This is a genomic window from Nocardioides hwasunensis (genome assembly GCF_014779665.1).
In the GTDB taxonomy this organism is placed as follows: Bacteria; Actinomycetota; Actinomycetes; order Propionibacteriales; family Nocardioidaceae; genus Nocardioides; species Nocardioides hwasunensis.
The window spans coordinates 400,516-419,905 of the sequence record NZ_JACXYY010000005.1 but is presented as its reverse complement, the minus strand read 5'-3'; the positions used below and the strand labels follow the sequence as shown (position 1 = coordinate 419,905).

Annotated in this window: 18 protein-coding genes; 5 read left to right on the top strand and 13 right to left on the bottom strand. The window is 72.6% G+C overall.

All coding sequences use genetic code 11. The annotated features are described in order from the left end of the window. Nucleotides 1-1,332, bottom strand: coding sequence for a glutamate-1-semialdehyde 2,1-aminomutase (gene hemL / locus IEZ25_RS14410; protein ID WP_191200112.1), 1,332 nt, complete (start codon nucleotides 1,330-1,332; stop codon nucleotides 1-3). Nucleotides 1,333-1,518: 186 nt separating this feature from the next. On the opposite strand from hemL, the gene IEZ25_RS14405 reads away from it, so the two are divergent. Then, nucleotides 1,519-2,727: a lytic transglycosylase domain-containing protein gene (locus IEZ25_RS14405; RefSeq protein WP_191200111.1), complete on the top strand. Its 1,209-nt coding sequence runs from the start codon at nucleotides 1,519-1,521 to the stop codon at nucleotides 2,725-2,727. Between the two features lie 18 nt (nucleotides 2,728-2,745). On the opposite strand, the gene hemB is transcribed toward IEZ25_RS14405, so the two are convergent. From hemB to IEZ25_RS14380, 5 genes are read right to left on the bottom strand one after another with little or no spacing between them, the layout of a single operon-like run. Next, the gene (gene hemB / locus IEZ25_RS14400; RefSeq protein ID WP_318152244.1) at nucleotides 2,746-3,741 is read right to left on the bottom strand and encodes a porphobilinogen synthase; all 996 of its coding nucleotides are present in this window, start codon (nucleotides 3,739-3,741) and stop codon (nucleotides 2,746-2,748) included. Between the two features lie 27 nt (nucleotides 3,742-3,768). Then, nucleotides 3,769-5,436, bottom strand: coding sequence for a bifunctional uroporphyrinogen-III C-methyltransferase/uroporphyrinogen-III synthase (locus IEZ25_RS14395; RefSeq protein WP_191200110.1), 1,668 nt, complete (start codon nucleotides 5,434-5,436; stop codon nucleotides 3,769-3,771). A gap of 13 nt (nucleotides 5,437-5,449) precedes the next feature. Continuing rightward, complete coding sequence (gene hemC, locus IEZ25_RS14390) at nucleotides 5,450-6,406, bottom strand: hydroxymethylbilane synthase (protein WP_191200109.1); 957 nt, start codon at nucleotides 6,404-6,406, stop codon at nucleotides 5,450-5,452. Next, a complete protein-coding gene (locus IEZ25_RS14385) occupies nucleotides 6,403-7,689 on the bottom strand; it encodes a glutamyl-tRNA reductase (RefSeq protein WP_191200108.1) in 1,287 nt (428 codons plus the stop codon). Before IEZ25_RS14385 ends, hemC begins: the two co-directional genes overlap by 4 nt. Continuing rightward, on the bottom strand, nucleotides 7,686-8,357 hold the full coding sequence (locus IEZ25_RS14380; protein ID WP_191200107.1) for a redox-sensing transcriptional repressor Rex: 672 nt from the start codon (nucleotides 8,355-8,357) through the stop codon (nucleotides 7,686-7,688). The genes IEZ25_RS14385 and IEZ25_RS14380 overlap by 4 nt, the downstream gene beginning before the upstream one ends. A 389-nt stretch (nucleotides 8,358-8,746) precedes the next feature. Between IEZ25_RS14380 and IEZ25_RS14375 the strand changes: the two genes are divergently transcribed. Beyond that, nucleotides 8,747-10,156 (top strand): HNH endonuclease signature motif containing protein, encoded by a 1,410-nt coding sequence (locus IEZ25_RS14375; protein ID WP_191200106.1) that lies wholly within the window; start codon nucleotides 8,747-8,749, stop codon nucleotides 10,154-10,156. A 380-nt stretch (nucleotides 10,157-10,536) separates the two neighbouring features. Here IEZ25_RS14375 and IEZ25_RS14370 read toward each other — a convergent pair whose 3' ends face one another. The 3 genes from IEZ25_RS14370 to IEZ25_RS14360 form a co-directional block, all read right to left on the bottom strand. Further along, entirely contained in the window at nucleotides 10,537-11,505 is a 969-nt protein-coding gene (locus IEZ25_RS14370) for an MsnO8 family LLM class oxidoreductase (RefSeq protein WP_191200105.1), read from the bottom strand. A gap of 144 nt (nucleotides 11,506-11,649) precedes the next feature. Continuing rightward, nucleotides 11,650-11,886 (bottom strand): glutaredoxin family protein, encoded by a 237-nt coding sequence (locus tag IEZ25_RS14365; protein WP_191200104.1) that lies wholly within the window; start codon nucleotides 11,884-11,886, stop codon nucleotides 11,650-11,652. A 7-nt stretch (nucleotides 11,887-11,893) separates the two neighbouring features. Beyond that, nucleotides 11,894-13,441 carry a class I adenylate-forming enzyme family protein gene (locus IEZ25_RS14360; protein ID WP_191200103.1) on the bottom strand — a complete coding sequence of 516 codons (1,548 nt, stop codon included), beginning with the start codon at nucleotides 13,439-13,441 and terminating at the stop codon, nucleotides 11,894-11,896. A gap of 76 nt (nucleotides 13,442-13,517) precedes the next feature. Between IEZ25_RS14360 and IEZ25_RS14355 the strand changes: the two genes are divergently transcribed. The 3 genes from IEZ25_RS14355 (at nucleotide 13,518) to IEZ25_RS14345 (ending at nucleotide 16,643) form a co-directional block, all read left to right on the top strand. Beyond that, nucleotides 13,518-14,405 (top strand): HAD family hydrolase, encoded by an 888-nt coding sequence (locus IEZ25_RS14355; protein ID WP_318152243.1) that lies wholly within the window; start codon nucleotides 13,518-13,520, stop codon nucleotides 14,403-14,405. Between the two features lie 92 nt (nucleotides 14,406-14,497). Further along, nucleotides 14,498-15,277, top strand: coding sequence for a sigma-70 family RNA polymerase sigma factor (locus tag IEZ25_RS14350; protein WP_191200101.1), 780 nt, complete (start codon nucleotides 14,498-14,500; stop codon nucleotides 15,275-15,277). A 94-nt stretch (nucleotides 15,278-15,371) separates the two neighbouring features. Further along, nucleotides 15,372-16,643 carry a DUF5667 domain-containing protein gene (locus tag IEZ25_RS14345; RefSeq protein WP_191200100.1) on the top strand — a complete coding sequence of 424 codons (1,272 nt, stop codon included), beginning with the start codon at nucleotides 15,372-15,374 and terminating at the stop codon, nucleotides 16,641-16,643. A 12-nt stretch (nucleotides 16,644-16,655) separates the two neighbouring features. Here the strand turns inward: IEZ25_RS14345 and IEZ25_RS14340 are convergent, their stop codons facing one another. From IEZ25_RS14340 to IEZ25_RS14325, 4 genes are all read right to left on the bottom strand, one after another. Continuing rightward, nucleotides 16,656-17,843: a lysophospholipid acyltransferase family protein gene (locus IEZ25_RS14340; RefSeq protein ID WP_191200099.1), complete on the bottom strand. Its 1,188-nt coding sequence runs from the start codon at nucleotides 17,841-17,843 to the stop codon at nucleotides 16,656-16,658. Further along, nucleotides 17,836-18,825, bottom strand: a complete 990-nt coding sequence (locus tag IEZ25_RS14335; RefSeq protein WP_191200098.1) for an NAD-dependent epimerase/dehydratase family protein — start codon at nucleotides 18,823-18,825, stop codon at nucleotides 17,836-17,838. Before IEZ25_RS14335 ends, IEZ25_RS14340 begins: the two co-directional genes overlap by 8 nt. 13 nt (nucleotides 18,826-18,838) lie before the next feature. Beyond that, nucleotides 18,839-18,940: a 30S ribosomal protein bS22 gene (locus tag IEZ25_RS14330; protein WP_008356322.1), complete on the bottom strand. Its 102-nt coding sequence runs from the start codon at nucleotides 18,938-18,940 to the stop codon at nucleotides 18,839-18,841. Between the two features lie 104 nt (nucleotides 18,941-19,044). Beyond that, nucleotides 19,045-19,251 (bottom strand): helix-turn-helix domain-containing protein, encoded by a 207-nt coding sequence (locus IEZ25_RS14325; RefSeq protein WP_191200097.1) that lies wholly within the window; start codon nucleotides 19,249-19,251, stop codon nucleotides 19,045-19,047. Between the last annotated feature and the right edge of the window lie 139 nt (nucleotides 19,252-19,390).

Sequence of the window (19,390 nt, the reverse complement as noted above, 5' to 3'; positions counted from 1 at the left end):
TCAGTGTCCCCCCGCCCGGGCGGCCGCGAGGGCCGCGGCCGGGAGCGCGTCGACGATGGTGGACACCGCACGGTCGTCGTGGGCCGCGGAGACGAACCACGCCTCGTAGGCCGACGGCGGCAGGTAGACGCCCCGGTCGAGCATCGCGTGGAAGAACTCGGCGTACGCCGTGGTGTCCTGCGTGCTCGCCTCGGCGAAGTCGTGGACGGCGCCGTCGCGGAAGAACACCGAGAACATCGTGCCTGCGGTCTGCACGACGTGGGGCACGCCCGCGGCCGAGAGGTGCGCGGTGACCGCCTCGCGGATCGTCTCGGCCGTGCGGTCGAGCTGGGCGTAGACCTCCGGTGTCGCGAGGCGCAGCGTGGCGAGGCCGGCGGTCGTGGCGACCGGGTTCCCCGAGAGCGTGCCGGCCTGGTAGACGGGGCCCTCGGGCGCGAGATGGGCCATCAGGTCGGCCCGGCCACCGAAGGCCGCAGCCGGGAACCCGCCGCCCATGACCTTGCCGAAGGTCATCAGGTCGGGCACCCAGCCCTCGATCGCGCCGTCGAGTCCCCAGCCGCCCTGCTCGGTGGCGCGGAACCCGGTCATCACCTCGTCGCTGATGAACAGCGCACCGTGCGCGCGGCAGGTCTCGGAGAGGAAGGAGTTGAAGCCCGGTGCGGGCGGGACCACGCCCATGTTGCCGGGCGAGGCCTCGGTGATCAGACACGCGATCCGGGACCCGTGGGCGGCGAAGGCCGCCGACACCGCCTCGCGGTCGTTGTAGGGCAGCACCAGCGTCTCGGCCGCCGACGAGGCGGGGACGCCGCTGGTGCCGGGCACCGCGAGCGTCGCGACGCCGGAGCCGGCCTCGGCGAGCAGCGGGTCGACGTGTCCGTGGTAGCAGCCGGCGAACTTCACCACGAGGTCGCGACCCGTCGCCCCGCGCGCCAGGCGGATCGCCGACATCGTGGCCTCGGTGCCGGAGGAGACGAAGCGCACCCGGTCGACCGGCGTGCGCGCGACGATCTCCTCGGCGAGCTCCACCTCGGGCTGGGTGGGAGTGCCGTACGACGTGCCGCGTGCGACCGCGCCGGCCACCGCCGCCTGGACGTCGGGGTGCGCGTGACCGAGCAGCATCGGACCCCACGAGCAGATGAGGTCGACGTAGTCGTTGCCGTCGGCGTCGGTCAGCCAGGCGCCCGACGCCGAGGTGATGAAGCGCGGCGTGCCACCGACCGCGTTGAACGCCCGGACGGGTGAGTTCACGCCGCCCGGGGTCACGGCTCGAGCACGCTCGAAGAGCGCCTCGCTCGCCGCCGTCGTCGAGGTGGTCGTCGTCGCGGAGGTCACCCGGTCATTGTCACGCAGACGTGCAAGCCTCACCCACTCGGCGTACGCCCGGGGTCCGGGGCTGTGCACTGGCCCACACGTGAACCGCCGCGTAACGTGGGCCGAAGTTTCGTCGTTGACGAGGTGTGAGGCGCCCCGCACGGGGCATGATCGGCACCTGTTCCGACTCCAGGGGGAAGTAGTCCAATGTCCAGCTTCGGCCGGCTCCATCGAGTGACCGCGATCATCCCGCTCGCCGTCCTCTCGGCGGCCTGGACCGCGAGCCTCGCGGGCGTGGGGGTCCAGACCGCCACCGCCGACTCCGACGGCTCGCACACGCTCCCCGACGGCACCAGCCTGCCCGCCGCGGTCATCGAGGCGCCGGCCAGCGTCGGCGACGACGCGCTCGAGCGGGCCGCCGCCGTCACGCCCGGCGAGCCCACCGACATCCCGCAGGCCGCCCTCGCCGCCTACCAGCGCGCCGCGTCGGTGATCGACAAGGCCGACTCGGGCTGCCAGCTGCCGTGGGAGCTCATCGGCGCCGTCGGCCGCGTGGAGTCCGACCACGGGCGCTTCGGCGGCAACACCCTCGACGAGCAGGGCGTGGCACGACCGGGCATCTACGGTGTCGCGCTCGACGGCAAGAACCACACCCAGCTGATCCCCGACACCGACGGCGGGGAGTACGACAACGACACCCGCTTCGACCGGGCGGTCGGCCCGATGCAGTTCATCCCCTCGACCTGGGCGGTCGTCGGCGTGGACGGCGACAACGACGGCACCCGCAACCCTCAGGACATCGACGACGCCTCGCTCGCGACGGCGGTCTACCTCTGCTCGGGCGACGACGACCTCTCCCAGGAGCAGGGCCAGCGCGCCGCGGTCTACCGCTACAACCACTCCAACGCCTACGTCGACCTGGTCCTCGAGATCATGCGGGCCTACCAGGACGGCGACTTCAGCGCCGTCCCGACCTCGACGCCCAGCTCGGTGGTGCTCCCGGAGACGTCCATGGCGCCGCCGAAGCCCGGCGGCGGCCAGGGCGACCGGGGCGGCACGAGCGACGGGACGAACGGCGGCAAGGGCGGGAAGGGCGGCAAGGACGGGGGCAAGGGCGACAGCACGCCGAGCGCGACGCCCACCCCGACCGGCAAGCCCACCCCGACGAGCAAGCCCACCCCGACCCAGACGCCCACCCCGACCCAGACTCCGACGCCCACCACGACGCCGACGGCCACGCCGACCACTCCGGTGCCGACGAGCCTGCCCACCGTCGTGCCCACGCTGCCGGTCCCGACCGCGGTGCCGTCGACCCTCACGTGGGTGCAGGCGCAGACCCAGTGCCTGGCGTCGGGCATCTCCGCGCTCGACCTCCCGGCGCTCAACGCCTGCATCGACGGCCTGCTCAGCCCCTGACGCGGGCGGCGAGCCGCCTCAGCGGCGGACGAGCCGCGCGGCCTCGGAGGCCCAGTAGGTCAGCACCACGTCGGCCCCGGCGCGGCGGATCGAGGTGAGGGTCTCCAGGATCGCGGCCTCGCGGTCGATCCAGCCGTTGGCCGCGGCGGCCTCGACCATGGAGTACTCGCCGGAGATGTTGTAGGCCGCGACCGGTACGTCGACGGCGTCGCGCACCCGACGGATCACGTCGAGGTAGGCCAGGGCCGGCTTCACCATCACGATGTCGGCGCCCTGCTCGACGTCGAGGAGCACCTCGCGCACGCCCTCCACCGCGTTGGCGGGGTCCTGCTGGTAGGTCTTGCGGTCCCCGACGAGCGAGGAGTCGACGGCCTCGCGGAACGGCCCGAAGAACGCCGAGGCGTACTTCGCGGAGTAGGCGAGGATCGAGACGTGGCTGTGCTCGGCGGCGTCGAGCGCCTGCCGCACCACGGCGACCTGACCGTCCATCATGCCGCTGGGCCCGACCATGTCGACACCTGCCGCGGCCTGCGCGAGCGCCATCTCGGCGTACGCCGCCAGCGTCTGGTCGTTGTCGACCTCGCCGTCGGGCGTGAGCAGCCCGCAGTGCCCGTGGTCGGTGAACTCGTCGAGGCAGAGGTCGGACATGACCGTCAGCTGGTCGCCCACCTCGGCGACCACGTCGGTGATCGCGAGGTTGAGCACGCCGGCGGGGTCGATGCCGCCGGACCCGGTGGCGTCCTTGTGCTCGGGGATGCCGAAGAGCATCACCCCGCCGAGGCCGAGCTCGGCAGCCTCGCTGACGGCCGCCTTGAGCGAGTCGCGGGAGTGCTGCACGACCCCCGGCATGGACGCGATCGGCCGGGGTTCGTCGAGGCCCTCGCGCACGAAGACCGGCAGCACCAGCGAGCTCGGCACCACATGGGTCTCGGCGACCATCCGCCGCAGCGCGGGTGTGCGCCGGAGTCGGCGGGGCCGCACGAGCGGGGTCTCGATCTGCTGCTCCTCGGTCACGCGCTCATCCTTCCCCAGCCGTGGTGACTACTTGGCGCGGGCCTTGCGGCGACCGGACGCGGTGCGCTCGCTCGGGCGGGTGACCGGCTCGCCGGCCTCCAGCATCGCCAGGCGCCGGGAGGCACCGAAGTCGGCCAGCGCGTCCACCAGGACCTCCACGTCGGGCGACGGGGCGAGGACGTCGACCCGCAGGCCGTGCTCCTCGGCGGTCTTGGCGGTGGCGGGGCCGATGACGGCGATGATCGTCGACGGGTGCGGCTTGCCGGCGATGCCGACGAGGTTGCGCACGGTCGAGGACGAGGTGAAGACGACGGCGTCGAACTTGCCGGTCTTGATCGCGTCGCGCACCGGCGCCGGCGGAGGGGTGGCCCGCACGGTGCGGTAGGCGGTGACGTCGTCGCACTCCCAGCCGAGGTCGATCAGGCCGGCCACCAGGTTCTCCGTGGCGATGTCGGCGCGCGGGAGGAAGACCCGGTTGATCGGGTCGAGCACCTCGTCGTAGGGCGGCCAGTCGGCGAGCAGGCCGGCGGCGGACTGCTCACCGGACGGCACCAGGTCGGCACGCAGGCCCCAGGCGGCGATCGCCTGGGCGGTCTTGTCGCCGACCGCCGCGATCTTGAGCCCGGAGAAGGCGCGCGCGTCGAGGCCGTACTCCTCGAACTTCTCGCGCACGGCCTTCACGGCGTTGACCGAGGTGAAGGCGATCCACTCGTAGCGGCCCTCGACGAGCCCGCGCACGGCCTTGTCCATCTGGAGCGGGTTGCGCGGCGGCTCGACGGAGATGGTCGGCACCTCCTCGGGCACCGCGCCGTACTCGCGGAGGCGACGCGACAGCGAGCCGGCCTGCTCCTTGGTGCGGGGCACGAGGGCACGCCAGCCGAAGAGCGGCTTGGTCTCGAACCACGACAGCGTCTGGCGCAGGTCGACGACGTCGCCGATCACGATAATCGCGGGCGGGGCGATGCGGGCGGAGCGGACGTCGGCCGCGACGGTGGCCAGGGTGGAGACGAGGGTCTGCTGCTCGGTCGTGGTGCCGACGCGGGTGATCGCGACGGGCGTCTGGGGCGAGCGGCCGGCCTCGACCAGCGCGCCGGCCGTCTCGCCGATGCTGCCGACGCCGGAGAGCAGGACGAGCGTGCGGTCGTCGGCGTAGGCGCTCCAGTCGACCTTGTCGCCGCAGGTGACGACAGCCATCTCCTTGTGGCGCTTGTCGGTCAGCGGGATGCCGGCATAGGCCGGGACCGCGCTCACCGAGGAGACACCCGGCACGACGTCGAAACCGACGCCGGCCTTCACGCAGGCCTGCGCCTCCTCGGGGCCGGAGGCGTAGAGGAATGGGTCGCCGGTCATCAGCCGGACCACGCGCTGCTTCTTGCCGTGGCGGACGACGACCTTGGCGCGGGCCGCGTGGGTCAGGGGCTGGCCGTCCTCGCCGAAGCCGCCGTCGACGATCTCCGGGCCGCCCTCGACGTCACCGTCGGGGCCCTCGACGAGGCCGAGGAGGGTGCGGACCATGTCGGCGTGGTCGGGGGCCTCGGTGACGACGACCTCGGCGGACCTGATCAGCTCCACGGCGCGCACCGTCAGCAGGCCCGGGTCACCGGGTCCGCTGCCGACGAACGACACCCAGCCCGGAGCGGGGCTCGCCACCTTGGCTCCGGACGTGCTGGCCTGCGGGGTCTGTACTCGCGTCATGCGTGCTGGTTCCTCACTGGTGGTCCTGCGAAGGTGCTGTCGTGATGGGTGATGCCGTCATCAGGTCTGCTGCTCCCTCGTCGAGCATCAGGCTCGCGAGGCGTGTGCCGAGGGCCGCGGCGTCGGCGACCGGGCCGGTGGCGCTCATCCGCACCGAGAGCCCGCCGTCCTCGGACAGCGCGACCGCGCGGAGCCACAGCTCCTCGCCGTCGTCGCCCTCGACGACGTCGGCGAGGGCACCCAGCGGGGCCGAGCAACCGGCCTCGAGGGTGGAGAGGACCGCGCGCTCGGCGGTGACCGCGGCGCGGGTGGAGGGGTCCTCGAGCCGCGCCAGCGCGGCGACGAGCTCGGCGTCGGCCGTGCGGCACTCGACGGCGAGCGCACCCTGACCGGGCGCGGGGAGCATCTGGAGCGGGTCGAGCACCTCGGTGACCTCGTCGAGGCGACCCAGGCGGGCCAGCCCGGCACGGGCGAGGACGACCGCGTCGACCTCGCCGTCGCGGACCTTGCGGATCCGGGTGCCGACGTTGCCGCGGATGCCCTGGAGCTCGAGGCCCAGGCCGAGCGCGTGGAGCTGGCTGACGCGGCGCGGCGAGCCGGTGCCCAGCCTGCTGCCGACCGGGAGCTCGCCCAGCGTCAGCCCGTCGCGGGCGACGACCACGTCGCGCGGGTCCTCGCGCGGCGGCACCGCGGCCAGCGTGATGCCGTCGGCGGGGGTGGTGGGGAGGTCCTTGAGCGAGTGGACGGCGACGTCGACCCGGCCGTCGAGGAGGGCGTCGCGCAGGGCGCTGACGAAGACTCCGGTGCCGCCCATCGTGGCGAGCGGCGCGCGGTTGACGTCACCCTCGGTCGAGACCTCGACGAGCTCCACCTCGCGGCCGAGGCGCCCGCGGATCATGTCGGCGACGTGGCCGGACTGGGTGGTGGCGAGCGCCGAGGCGCGGGTGCCGAGGCGGATGGTGCTGCTCATGGCTTGCCGTCCGCTCGGGTGACGCGGTCCACGGCCTGCGGGTCGAGGCGGAACAGCTCGGCGAGGGCCGCGGTGTAGGACACCGCCGGCTCGGCGTCGGCGAGCTCCTTGACCCGGACCGTCGGCTCGTGGAGCAGCTTGTCGGCGACACGTCGCACGGTCTGCAGCACCTCGGCGCGGGTGGCCTCGTCGAGGTCGGGGAGGCGGGTGGCGAGCCGTGCCATCTCGTTGTCGACGACGTGGGTGGCCATCGACCGGAGGGCGACGACGGTGGGCGTCACGCTCGCCTGCCGGCGTACGGCGAGGAAGGCGGCGATCTCCTGCCCGACGATCGTGCGCACGTCGTCGACGCCTGCGGTCGCCTCGAGGCCGCGCAGCTCGTCGGCGAGCCCGGCGAGGTTGATCAGCTGGACGCCGGGCAGGTCGGCCAGGGTCGGCTCGACGTCGTGGGGCAGCGCGAGGTCGATGACCGTCAGCGGCCGGTCGCTGCCGACGCGGGCCGCGGCCACGTCGGCCAGACGCACCAGCGGCTCGGGCGCGCCGGTGCAGGAGACGACGAGGTCGGCGTCGGCCAGCTCCGCGGCCAGCCGGTCGAGCGGCAGCGACGTGGCGGCGTACTCGTCGGCGAGGCGCTGGGCACGCCCCGCGGAGCGGTTGAGCACGGAGATGCTCGCCGCGCCGCCGCGCGAGAGGTGGGCCACCGCCAGTGAGGCCATCGCGCCCGCGCCGACGACGAGGGTGCGCGCCCCCGCGACGGGGACGACGCTGCGCTCGAGCGCGGTGCTGACCAGCGACGGAGCCGCCCGGTCGATGTCGGTCTCGGCGTGGGCGCGCTTGCCGACGCGCAGCGCCTGCTGGAACAGGGTGTTGAGGGCAGGGCCGACCGTGCCGTGCTCCTGCCCGACCCGCAGCGCGTCGCGGGTCTGGCCGAGGATCTGGCCCTCGCCGACGACCATCGAGTCCAAGCCGGCGGCCACCTGGAAGAGGTGGGAGACCGCGCCCTCGTCGTAGTGGACGTAGAGGTGGGGCAGCAGCGCCTCGGTGGACTGCCCGGCACGCGCGACGAGGAGGCCGGAGAGGTCCTCGACGCTGCCGTGGAAGCGGTCGACCTCGGCGTAGACCTCGAGGCGGTTGCAGGTGACGATGGCGGTCGCCTCGGTGACGTGCTCGCCGCCCACCACGTCGGCGATCAGCTTGACGGTGCCGTCCGCGTCGAGGGCGAGCCGCTCGAGCAGGTCGACCGGTGCGGACTTGTGGGAGATCCCCACGACGAGGACGCTCACGAGACGTCCTCCGACCCTGCGACCGCCTTGCGCTGCTCGTGGTAGGCGAGGATCTGGAGCTCGATCGAGAGGTCCACCTTGCGCACGTCGACTCCCTCCGGCGCCGTCAGCACCGTCGGCGCGAAGTTGAGGATGCTGGTGATGCCGGCGGCGACCATCCGGTCGGCGACCGACTGCGCGGCGACGGCCGGCGTCGCGATGACGCCGATGGACACGTCGTGCTCGGTCACGATGGCCTCGAGGTCCTCGAAGCTCCTGACCTCGAGCCCGGCGACGACGTCGGTGTGCCGGTCGGGGTCGGCGTCGAGCAGCGCGACGACCCGGAAGCCGCGGCTGCGGAACCCGGAGTAGTTGGCGAGCGCGTGGCCGAGGTTGCCGATGCCGACGATGACCACGGGCCAGTCCTGCGTCACGCCGATCTCGCGCGCGATCTGGTAGCGGAGGTACTCCACGTCGTAGCCGACGCCGCGGGTGCCGTAGCTGCCGAGGTAGGAGAGGTCCTTGCGGAGCTTGGCGCTGTTGACCCCCGCCGTCGCGGCGAGCTCCTCGCTCGAGCAGGTGGTCGTGCCGTCCTCGGCCAGGCCGGTCAGGGCACGCAGGTACACGGGAAGCCTGGCGACGGTCGCCTCGGGGATGTCCCGGGCAGAGTCGGGGGTCCGTGCGGTCACAGCTTGCTCTTTCCAGTCCCCGCGAACCTCGCGTGGACTCCGTCACTGTAGGAGTTTGTGAACGGGAGAACAAAACGGCAGACGGCCGGGCTAGCACACGTGAGAAGACCCACCCGAGGTGGGGTCCCCTCGACTTGCACTTCGGGTCGGCGACGACGTAAAGGAGGGCTCCTCAGGGTGCGTCGAACGCGGTGGCGGTACGTGCCGTCGGCAAGCGCGAGCGCGACACGTCGCCGGCGGTCGGGCTGCGAGCGCACACCCTCGCCCGCCGGTTGAGCAGGTCGCGCAGCGACCGTGTCGAAACCAAGGGCTACCGCCGCCGGCCCGACCTCTCGACAGATCCCGTTCACCGACGGCCGTTGTCGGTGGTCGCCGATACAATCGAACAAATGATCGACCCACCGGCAGGCGCACCCGAGGCAGAGGCAGACGACCTCTCCGCCTCAGCGCTGCTCGCGGTGGCACGGGAACGGAAGGCCGCCGAGGACCGGGCCGCGGCCGACCTGCTGGAGGTCGCCGCCCGGTGGGCCGACCTCCACCCACCCGAGTCCATCCACTCCGCCGCCGCGTTCACGGTGCCGGGGTGTGAGCACGAGGAGCCCATCGCCGGTGACGGGTGCCCGGTCGTCGCGGAGTTCTGCGTCGCGGAGCTCGGTGCCGTTCTCGGGATCTCCACTCTGTCTGCGAAGAAGCTCATCGGCCACGCCCTCGAGCTGCGCCACCGTCTCCCCCGCCTCTGGGCACAAGTCCGCGCCGGCGCAGTGCCTGCCTGGCGGGCACGGTCGGTCGCCGAAGCCACCATCCACACCAGCCCTGCCCTGACTGTCGAGGCAGCTGGGTGGGTCGACGCCCAGGTCGCCGCCGTCGCCGCACGCATCGGCCCCGCCCAGCTCGACCGGCTCGTCGCCGAGACCATCACCCGCTTCGACCTCGCCGCCCCGGACCCGGCCGCCGATCCCGAGGACGGCTACCTCCACGTCGACCCGAGGCATGTGACCGTGCACGGCCAAGACGTCCACTTCGCCGGCACCGTCCGCATCGAGGCCGAGGTCGACCTCGCCGACAGCCTCGACGTCGACCGAGCCCTCGCCCACGGCGCCGCCACCCAGAAGGCCCTCGGGTCCGAGGAGTCCCTCGACGTCCGACGCGCCAAGGCACTCGGTGACCTCGCCCGCACCCAGACTGCTCTCGACCTCTTCCACCAGAGCGGTGGGTCAGCGAAGTCCGACACCATCAGCACCGACGCTGACGATCGGGACGGCCTCCCGGCCGCGCGGCAGGTCGTCCTCTTCGCCCACTTCGACGCCCACACAGCCGGCGACACCACCGTGTTCGGTCCCACCGGCCAGATGGAACACGCCCGACGCCTCGCCCTCCTCGACCAGATCCAGGCCTGGTGCGCCGACTCCCGCACCGAGGTGACCGTCACGCCCGTCATCGACCTCCACCACCAGCTCAACACCCCGGCGTACAAGATCCCCGACCGCATCCGCGACCACGTCACCCTCCGCGACCGCACCTGCGTGTTCAGCTGGTGCGCCCGACCCGCGCGAGCCTGCGACATCGACCACATCGTCGCCTTCGACCACGAAGCAGATGCCGACGGCAGACCTCAGACCGGACCCACCGAGACCGGCAACCTCGCCGCCCTCTGTCGGTTCCACCACCGACTCAAGACCCACACCGGTTGGCGCTACCGCATGGTCGAACCCGGAGTCTTCGAGTGGACCAGCCCCCACGAGCATCGCTACCGACGCGACCACACCGGCACCACCCGCATCGACGAACCACCCGACTGACCGGGTCTCGCGACAGCACTCCGTCCTTCCCCGATCGACGACAGCGAGCCGACTCTGTCCTGCCTCGACCAACGATGCCGCGGGGCGCCCTCCTCCACTGGCACGAACCTCACACCAGTCGCCAGGAATGGGCGACATCCCATGTCGGCCGCGGCATGATGCGGACATGTCCGTGCGAAGTCTCGTCCTTGGGTTCGTGGCGCTCATTGCAATCCTGGCCCTGGCAGGAAACGTCGGCGGGATCGGATCCGCTGAGCTGCTGATCTGGCTCGCGCTCGTCGCAGCCTGGATCGGTGTGTGGGTGTCGAGTCGACGCACGGCAGACGCCGACGCCTGACGGCGGCCCCTGCTGCCGCTGGCGGCGCCAACCGCGAGATCGCTCAGCCCAGCAGCTCGCGCAGCATCCGGTCCGAGGCGAGCAGCGCGTCACGGTCGTACGTCGACGAGCTCGCCAGCAGCTCGTCGGCACCCGTGCTCTCCCCCAGTGCCTCGAGCCGGCGGCGCACCGTCGCGGGGCTGCCGGCGACGGCGCGGTCGAGCGAGGCCTCGACCCGACGGCGTACCTGGTCGGGCCACTCGGTGCCACGGACAGAGGCGACGCTGTCCAGCGGCGGGAACTCACCCGTCTGTCGGGAGACGGCCATGGCCCACGCCTCCGGCAGGGCGAGATCTCGCGCGGTCGCGTCGTCGTCGGCGACGAGGGCGTCCAGCGAGATCGTCACGCGCGGCTCGCTGCCGAGGTGCGGACGGAACTCACGGCGGTACCGCGCCAGCGCGTCCGACAGGTCTTCGGAGTCGAGGACCGGGCCGCCCACGACCACCGGCAGGCCGAGCCGGGCGGCGACCTCCAGGCCGCGCCCCGTGGCGAGGAGGTGCATCGGCACCGGCCGACCGGCGGCGGGCCGGGCGGTGATCTCGGCGGCGCCCTCGAGGTAGGAGCGCAGCTCGACGAGGTCGTCCTCGAACGTGTCGCCGTCCTCGTGGTCGCGGCGCAGGGCACGTCGCACCGGCGGCGTGAAGCCGAGCGAGCGACCGAGACCGAGGTCGACGCGCCCCGGGTTCAGGGCATCGAGCACGAGGAACTGCTCGGCGACGACCAACGGCTGGTGCAGCGGGAGCATCACGCCGCCCGAGCCGATGCGGACGTGCGAGGTGCGGGCGCCGATCGCGGCGAGCAGGACCGCCGGCGTACCCGACGCGATCCCGGGGACGGCGTGGTGCTCGGCCACCCAGAACCGCTCGTAGCCGACCTGCTCGGCGTGCACGGCCCGGGCGATCGTCGCCTCGAGCGCTTCGGCGTCCGAGGCGCCGAGTCGGGTCCGGGAGCGGTCGAGGAGGGAGAGCTTCACCTCTGTCCCAACGCCTCGACGGCCGATCAGCATCCCGGCGAGGACGTCATGGGCGCCGGTCGTTGGGACGACCGCGGGCCATGACGCTGGCGACGTACGTCATGGCCGGCGGCTGCCGGCGCGACCGCGGGCCATGACGTCCGCTCAGCCCAGTGCCGCCCGCAAGCGCGCCTCGTCCACCCGCCAGAAGTCGTGCTGCCTGCCGTCGACGAAGGTCACCGGGACCTCCTCGCGGAAGCGGTCCTCGAGGTCGTCGTCGGTGGTGATGTCGACCTCCGCGAAGGACTCCCCCAGGTCCTCGCACACCCGCGCGACGACCGCGCGGGCGTCGTCGCACAGGTGGCAGCCCGGCCGGGAGTAGAGGGTGACGCGAGCAGTCACGGGGCCATCACTCCAGCAGCCCCAGCGCGCGGCGCCGCTCCAGCCCGCGGAGCCGGCCCTTCTGCACCTTGCCGGTGACGGTGACCGGCAGCTCGTCGACGACCTCGATGCGCGTCGGCTGCTTGAAGCGCGCCAGCCGCACGACGGTGTGCGCCCGGACCACCTCCTCGAGGTGCTCGCGGAAGTGCGACGGGACGACGTAGGCCACCACGGCCTCACCGGTCTCCTCGTCGGGCACGCCGATGACGGCGGCGTCGGCGACGCCGTCGACCTCGCGGACCACGTCCTCCACCTCGGTCGGGTAGACGTTGAAGCCGCTGACGATGACCAGCTCCTTGACCCGGTCCACCAGGAAGAGGTCGCCGCTGGCGTCGAGGAAGCCGACGTCGCCGGTGGCGAACCACCCGTCCTCGCCCGGGCCGTCGGCGCCGTCGGGCCAGTAGCCGCTGAAGAGGTTGTCGCCGCGGACCTGGATCTGGCCGGGGTCCTCGCCCTCGACCTGCCCCCACGTCTCGTCGACGAGCCGCAGCTCGATGCCCGGCAGCGCGGCGCCGACCGAGCCGGGCTGGAGGGCACGGCTGCACAGCGTGCTCGTCACGACGGGCGAGGCCTCGGTGAGGCCGTAGCCCTGGTGCACCGGGATGTCGGTGATCGCGGTGAACTGCTCGATGATCTCCGGCTCGAGCGGCGCCGACCCCGACAGCACCAGCCGGACCGGGCCGAGCCGTTCCCTGAGGTGCTCGTCGGGCAGCCAGTGGCCGAAGACCGCGGGTGCGATGGGCACGACGCTGCACGCCTCGTCGTCGATCAGGTCGAGGACCGCCTGCGGCTCGAAGCGCTCGACGAGCAGCAGCCGGGCGCGGTGGCGCAGCACGCCGCCGAGGACGGCGTTGAGGCCGTAGACGTGGAAGAGCGGGAGCACGCCGAGCACGACGTCGTCGCCGTGCATCATCGGCGGCTCGACGGCGGCGACCTGCTCGATGTTGGCCAGGAGCGCACGGTGGGTGAGCATCGCCGCGCGCGGGCGGCCGGACGTGCCGCTGGTGTAGAGCAGGGCGGCGAGCTTCTCGGGGTCCGGCAGCGGCGGCACGGGGCGTACGACGTCCGCGCGCAGGTCGGCGAACGCGACCTCGCCCTCCCCCGGCTCGGCTCCGGTGACGACCACGACCGGCCGAGCCTCCGCGTCGAGCTCGGCGAGCGCGCCGCGGACCATCTCCACGGCGGTCTCGTCGACGACGACCAGCCGGGTGCCGGAGTCGACGACCATGCGGGCGACCTCCCCGAGCGTCGAGCGGGGATTGACCGGCACTGCGACGACCTGCGCGCGCAGCACGCCGAGATAGGTCGTGACGAACTCGATCCGGTTGCCGACGACGATCATCACCCGCTGCCCGGCGCGGATGCCCCGGGCGCCGAGCCCGGTCGCGATCCGGGCCACCTCGTCCTCGAGGCTGGCCCACGTGAGCGAGCGGCCGCCGCTCTCGACCATGGCCTGACGCTCGGGCACGTCCGCGGCACCCTCGGCCACGAACGCGGAGATGTCGTTGCGCGGCATGGGCGAATCTTTCCACAGCCGTGCGCGCGACAGGAGGCGGGAGATCGGCGGACCGGGCGCCGCTAGGGTGGCCCGGGTGACCCCGCCGGATCGCCCCAGACGCCTGAACCTGCAGCAACGATCGGCACTCGCGGGTGAGGCCTCAGCAGCCTCTGCGGACGTCGAGAGCGCGCTGACGACACCCAGCGACCCGACCGCGGCGGCCTTCTTCGACGTCGACAACACCGTGATGCAGGGCGCCAGCATCTTCCACCTCGCCCGCGGCCTGCACCGGCGCGAGTTCTTCACGACGCGCGAGATCGCGTCGGCTGCCTGGAAGCAGGCCTACTTCCGCCTCGTCGGGGTCGAGGACCCCGAGCACGTGGCAGAGGCCCGCGCCTCCGCCCTCTCCTTCATCGCCGGGCACACCACGTCCGAGCTGCAGGAGCTCACCGAGGAGATCTTCGACGAGGGCATGGCGCACCGGATCTGGCCGGGCACCCGAGCCCTGGCCCAGCTCCACCTCGACGAGGGCCAACGGGTCTGGCTGGTGACGGCCGCGCCCGTCGAGATCGCGAGCACCATCGCCCGTCGGCTCGGCCTCACCGGGGCGATGGGCACCGTCGCCGAGCACGTCGACGGCGTCTACACCGGCCGCCTCGTCGGCGACATGCTGCACGGCCCCGCCAAGGCCGAGGCGGTCAAGGCGCTCGCGGCCCGCGAGGGTCTCGAGCTGGCCCGCTGCTCGGCGTACTCCGACTCCTTCAACGACCTGCCGATGCTGTCCCTGGTCGGTGACCCGTGCGCGATCAACCCCGACGCCCGGCTGCGGGCGCACGCGCGAGCCCAGGGCTGGCGCGTGCGTGACTACCGCACCGGCCGCAAGGCGGCGCGCGCCGGGCTGATGGCCGCGGCAGTCGCCGGCGCGGTCTCGGGTGCAGTGGCCGCGGGTACGACCGTGAGGGCGCGCAACCGGCGCTCCTGACCGCTCAGCAACTCCTGGTTACTCACGGGTTCACACGTGCTCGGCTGGCGCCTATCGTGGAGGATGCAGCAGCAACTGGGAGGGGCTACCGCATGCCACGGCAGGTGCCCGAGCGCACGCTCGGAGAGGGGCTCGAGGCGCTTCGGCGCGCCGTGCTCGCTGCCCTGGCGCCCGCCGACCTGCTCCTCGTGGCCGAGGCCACGACCGTCGGCTCCTCCGGCCCCGGTCGTCCGGGCGGCACCGGCGCGTCGGGGACGGGTGCCACCCCGGGCCCCTACGGCGACGAGGGCGACGCCGCCTCCTCCGAGGCCGACGCGGCCGAGCGCGAGCGGCTGATCGCCCTGGTCGAGCTGGCGCGCGCGGGCGACAAGGAGGCCTTCGGGCTCCTCTACGACCACTACCAGCCGTCGGTCTACCGCTTCCTCTACTACCGCACCCGCTCGCAGTCGCTGGCCGAGGACCTGACGGCCGACACGTTCTTCCGGGCGCTGCGGAGCATGAACAGCTTCCGTTGGCAGGGCAAGGACTTCGGCGCCTGGCTGATGACGATCGCGCGCAACCTCACGACCGATCACTTCAAGGCCGGTCGCACCCGCCTCGAGATGACGACCGAGGACATGTCGCCGCACGACGACGCCACCGACGGCCCGGAGGACGCCGTCATCGCCGACCTCACCCACGAGATCCTGCTCCAGGCGCTCACCGAGCTGCCGAGCGAGCAGCGCGACTGCCTGGTGATGCGCTTCCTCCAGGGACTCTCGATCGCGGAGACCGCCAAGATCCTCGACCGTTCGGACGGAGCGGTGAAGCAGCTGCAGCTGCGCGGCGTGCGCAACCTGGCCAAGCTGATGCCCGAGGGGTTGAGGGACTGATGAGCGCCCCCACGACCTCACCCGTAACCCGCACCACGTCCTGCTCGTTCGTCTGTGTGGGAGGACCCACCAGCAGTGAGACAGGACCAGCGCGATGACACCCGCCTTCCCGGCACGCCGGCGTGCCGACGAGTTCGAGGCACTCCTCTCCGGTGACCACGACGCGCCGCTGACCGGCCGGGACGCCGCACGGTTCGCCGGCCTCCTCGAGGTGGTCGCGGACCTGCACGCGCTGCCCGAGGCGGCCCCGCGCGCGGAGTTCACCGGCGACCTGCGCGAGCGGCTGATGATCGAGGCCGACACCGCCCTGGTCCGCCAGCCCACCACCCCGTCGCGCCTGGCGATGCCGACCCGGTCGCGCACGCGCGATCGCCGGATCGCGGTGCTGCTCGGCGGCGCGGCACTCCTCGGGGCGACCGCCACGGTCACCGTCGCGGCGCAGAGCTCCCTGCCGGGTGAGTCGCTCTACGGCGTCAAGCGAGGCATGGAGGCCGCCGAGGTCCGCCTGGCCGACGGCGACGCCGCTCGCGGCCGGGTCCAGCTCGCGCTGGCCGACAAGCGGCTCACCGAGCTCGAGCAGCTCGCCCGGGGCGAGGGCAACGCACGTCTCATCCCCGAGACGCTCGACGACTTCACCGCGGATGCGAGCGACGGGGTGCGCAACATCGTGGCGTCGTACGACGGCGGCGGCGCGCAGCAGGACGTCCAGCACGCCCGCGACTTCACCGCCACGAGCATGGAGCGCCTCGACGCCCTCCAGCCCGAGCTCCCGGCGAGCGCCCGCGACCAGCTGCTGGCGGCCGGACGCACGCTGTCCGACCTCGACCTCGAGGTCTCCTTCGTCTGCGCCCCCTGCCAGGGCGGCATCACCTCGGTTCCCGACTTCCTGCTCAGCAGCGCACCCGCCGACCTGATGAGCGGCCTCGACGTCGATGCCCAGACCCTCGAGGCCGCCGCGCCGATCTCCGGGCAGGACCTCTCGGGCATCACGATCCCCCCGCAGCTCCAGCCACCGAAGGGCGCCCCGACGTCCCTCCCGACCCAGCTGCCCACGCAGCTGCCCACCACGCTCCCGACGGACCCGACCTCGCAGCCCACGGCGACCCCGACGAGCTCGCCGACGACACCCGTCAAGACCGACCCGACCAAGCCGGTGAAGGACACCACCGACACGGTCACCAACACGGTCACCAACACCACGAGCACGGTGACCACCACCATCGACCAGGTCACCGGTGGGGCGCTCGGCGGTCTCACCACGGGGCTCGACGACGCGACGGGCGGCCTCATCGGCGACCTCACCGGCACCGCCAACGGAGTGACCGGCAACCTGCTCGGCAACGCGACCGGCGGCCTGCTGCACTGAGCCACGACCTGCTTAGCCGAAGACCCCTTCGCGGTCGCGCAGCAGGTCGAAGAGCGTGTGCTGGATGGTCTCGCGCACCTGGTCGGTCACGTTGAAGACCAGCATCGGGTCCTCAGCCTCGGTCGCGTCGTAGGCGTCGGTGCGGATCGGCTCTCCGAACTCGAGGATCCACTTCGAGGGCAGCGGCACCAGGCCCAACGGCCCGAGCCAGGGGAAGAACGGCGTGATCGGGATGTAGGGCACGCCGAGCAGCCGCGCCAGCGACGGCACGTTGCCGACGAGGGGATAGATCTCCTCCGCGCCCACGACCGAGAGCGGGATGATGGGCACGCCGGTGCGCAGCGCCGCCGAGACGAAGCCGCCCCGGCCGAAGCGCTGGAGCTTGTAGCGCTCGCTGAACGGCTTGCCGATGCCCTTGAACCCCTCGGGCCAGACACCGACCAGGTCGCCGCCGGAGAGCATCCGCTCGGCGTCCTCCACGCAGGCCAGGGTGGCGCCGCTCTTGCGGGCCAGCGAGCTCACCACGGGCATCTTGAAGACCAGGTCGGCACCCAGGGGGCGCAGGAACCGGCCCGCGTGGTCGTGCACGGCGAGCATCGTCATCAGGCCGTCGACCGGCACGGTGCCGGAGTGGTTGGACACCACGAGGGCACCGCCCTCGGCGGGGATGTTGTCGAGGCCGCGGACCTCCAGGCGGAACCACTTCTCCGCGACCGGTCGCAGCGCGGCCATGAAGAAGCGCTCGGTGAGCTCGCGGTCGAAGCCGTAGTCGTCGATCTCGAAGTCGCCCTCGAGACGACGGCGCGCGAACGCCATCAGCTCGGCGAGCCGGCGCTCCCAGTCGGCGCCGAAGACCTCGTGCGCGGCGCCCTGGAACGCCGAGAGCCAGTCACCCACCGGGATCCCGGTCGTCGGCGCGGCCTCGGCGATCCGCTCGGCGCGCGGTGTCGCCGTACGCCCGGCGGCGGTCTGCTCGGTGGCGGGCTGCTCGGCGACGGGCTGCTCGGCCGGCTCGACCGCCCGCGGTGCGTCGGGCCCGGGAGCGGCGGGCTTGCGGGGAGCGGGCCTGCGGGGCGACCTCTTCGCGGCGGGCGCGAGGTTGCGGGCCGCGGAGGACGGCCGGGCGCTGCCCGTGCCGCGGCCCGGCCGGCCGCCGGTGCCGATGGGGATCACGACCGCGTCGCGGGCCTCCTCAGCCATGACCGGCTGCCACTCGCTCGGGCGCCTCGGTGGTCGGTGCCATCTCGCGGCAGAAGTCGGCGAACGCCTCGGCGGTGGTGAACCTCGGCTCGAAGCCGAGCACGTCGCGCATCCGGGTGGTGTCCACACCACGACCGTAGGTCAGGAACCCCAGCTGCTCGGGCGAGAAGTCCGAGAGGCGGGCCTGCCGCATGGTCGCGCCGAGCCTGCCGACCGCGAAGCGCGGCATCGAGACCGACGGCTTGCCCAGGCGGCGTACGGCCTGGGTGAGGGTGAGCATCCCGTCGCCGGCGACGTTGAAGGTGCCGGGGATGCCGGTGATCGCGGCGTGCCGGAGCACCCGCAGCAGGTCGTCCTCGTGGAGGAACTGCAGGCGCGGGTCGAAGCCGAGCGCGCGCGGGATCACCGGGAGGCGGAAGTAGTTGGTCAGCGGGCTGTCGACGTGGGGGCCCACGACGTTGGCCGCGCGGATCATCGTCACCGCGACGTCGGGGCGGCGGCGCGCGAAGCCGCGCACGTAGCCCTCGATCTCGTAGACGTCCTTGGCATAGCCCGACGCGGGCAGCCGCTTGGGGCCCATGTCCTCGGTGAACATCGCGGGGTCGCGCGGGCTCGAGCCGTAGACGGTGGTCGTCGACTTCACGACCAGGCGCTCGACCGTCGTCGACTTCTGGCACGCAGCGAGCAGCTGCATGGAGCCGATGACGTTGAGCTCCTTCATCGTCCCGCGCCCACCGGCCGAACCCGGTGTGGCGATCACGCTCATGTGGACGACGGTGTCGACGTCCTCCTTGGCGAGGACCTTCGCGATGACCGGGTTGCGGATGTCGGCGCGGACGAAGGAGACGTCCCCGATGTCACCGCGTGGCGGGACCACGTCGACCCCGATGACTCGCTCGATGGACGGGTCGCTGGCCGCGGCGCGCGCGAATCGTCGTCCGATGTCCCGGGAGATCCCGGTGACCAGCACGACCCGTCCCATGGTCGAGGGGGTGTTACTTGCCGAGCTTGCGGCGCTGCACGCGCGTCTTCTTGAGCAGCTTGCGGTGCTTCTTCTTGGCCATGCGCTTGCGCCGCTTCTTGATGACAGAACCCACGGTGAGACCTTTCCGTTCAGCCGACGCTCGTCGGCCGGTCCGCACACCCTACTTCCCGGGCGTGTGGACCGAGGAATCGTCTCCCCGCAGCTCGGTCCAGCCGGTCAGCCAGCGTCGTAGAAGCTCTTGCGGAGGTACTCGTTGACGTCGTCCTCGGTGACCCGGAACGAACGGCCGACGCGCACCGCGGGCAGCTCGCCGCCGTGGACGAGCCGGTAGACCGTCATCTTCGAGACCCGCATCCGCGACGCGACCTCGGCAATGGTCAGGAACTGCGCCTCCGACATGTCGCCAGGGATGTTCTCAGCCATGATGTGCACCGATCCTTCTGAGCGGCGACGGCGCCGGCTTCCCCACCGGCGTCACAGGCGTGCCGCTCCGCCTGACAATAGGGCTCGTGTGACGCGTGGGGAAGAGGAATGACAGAGAAACTTGTGGGACTGTCGGCGC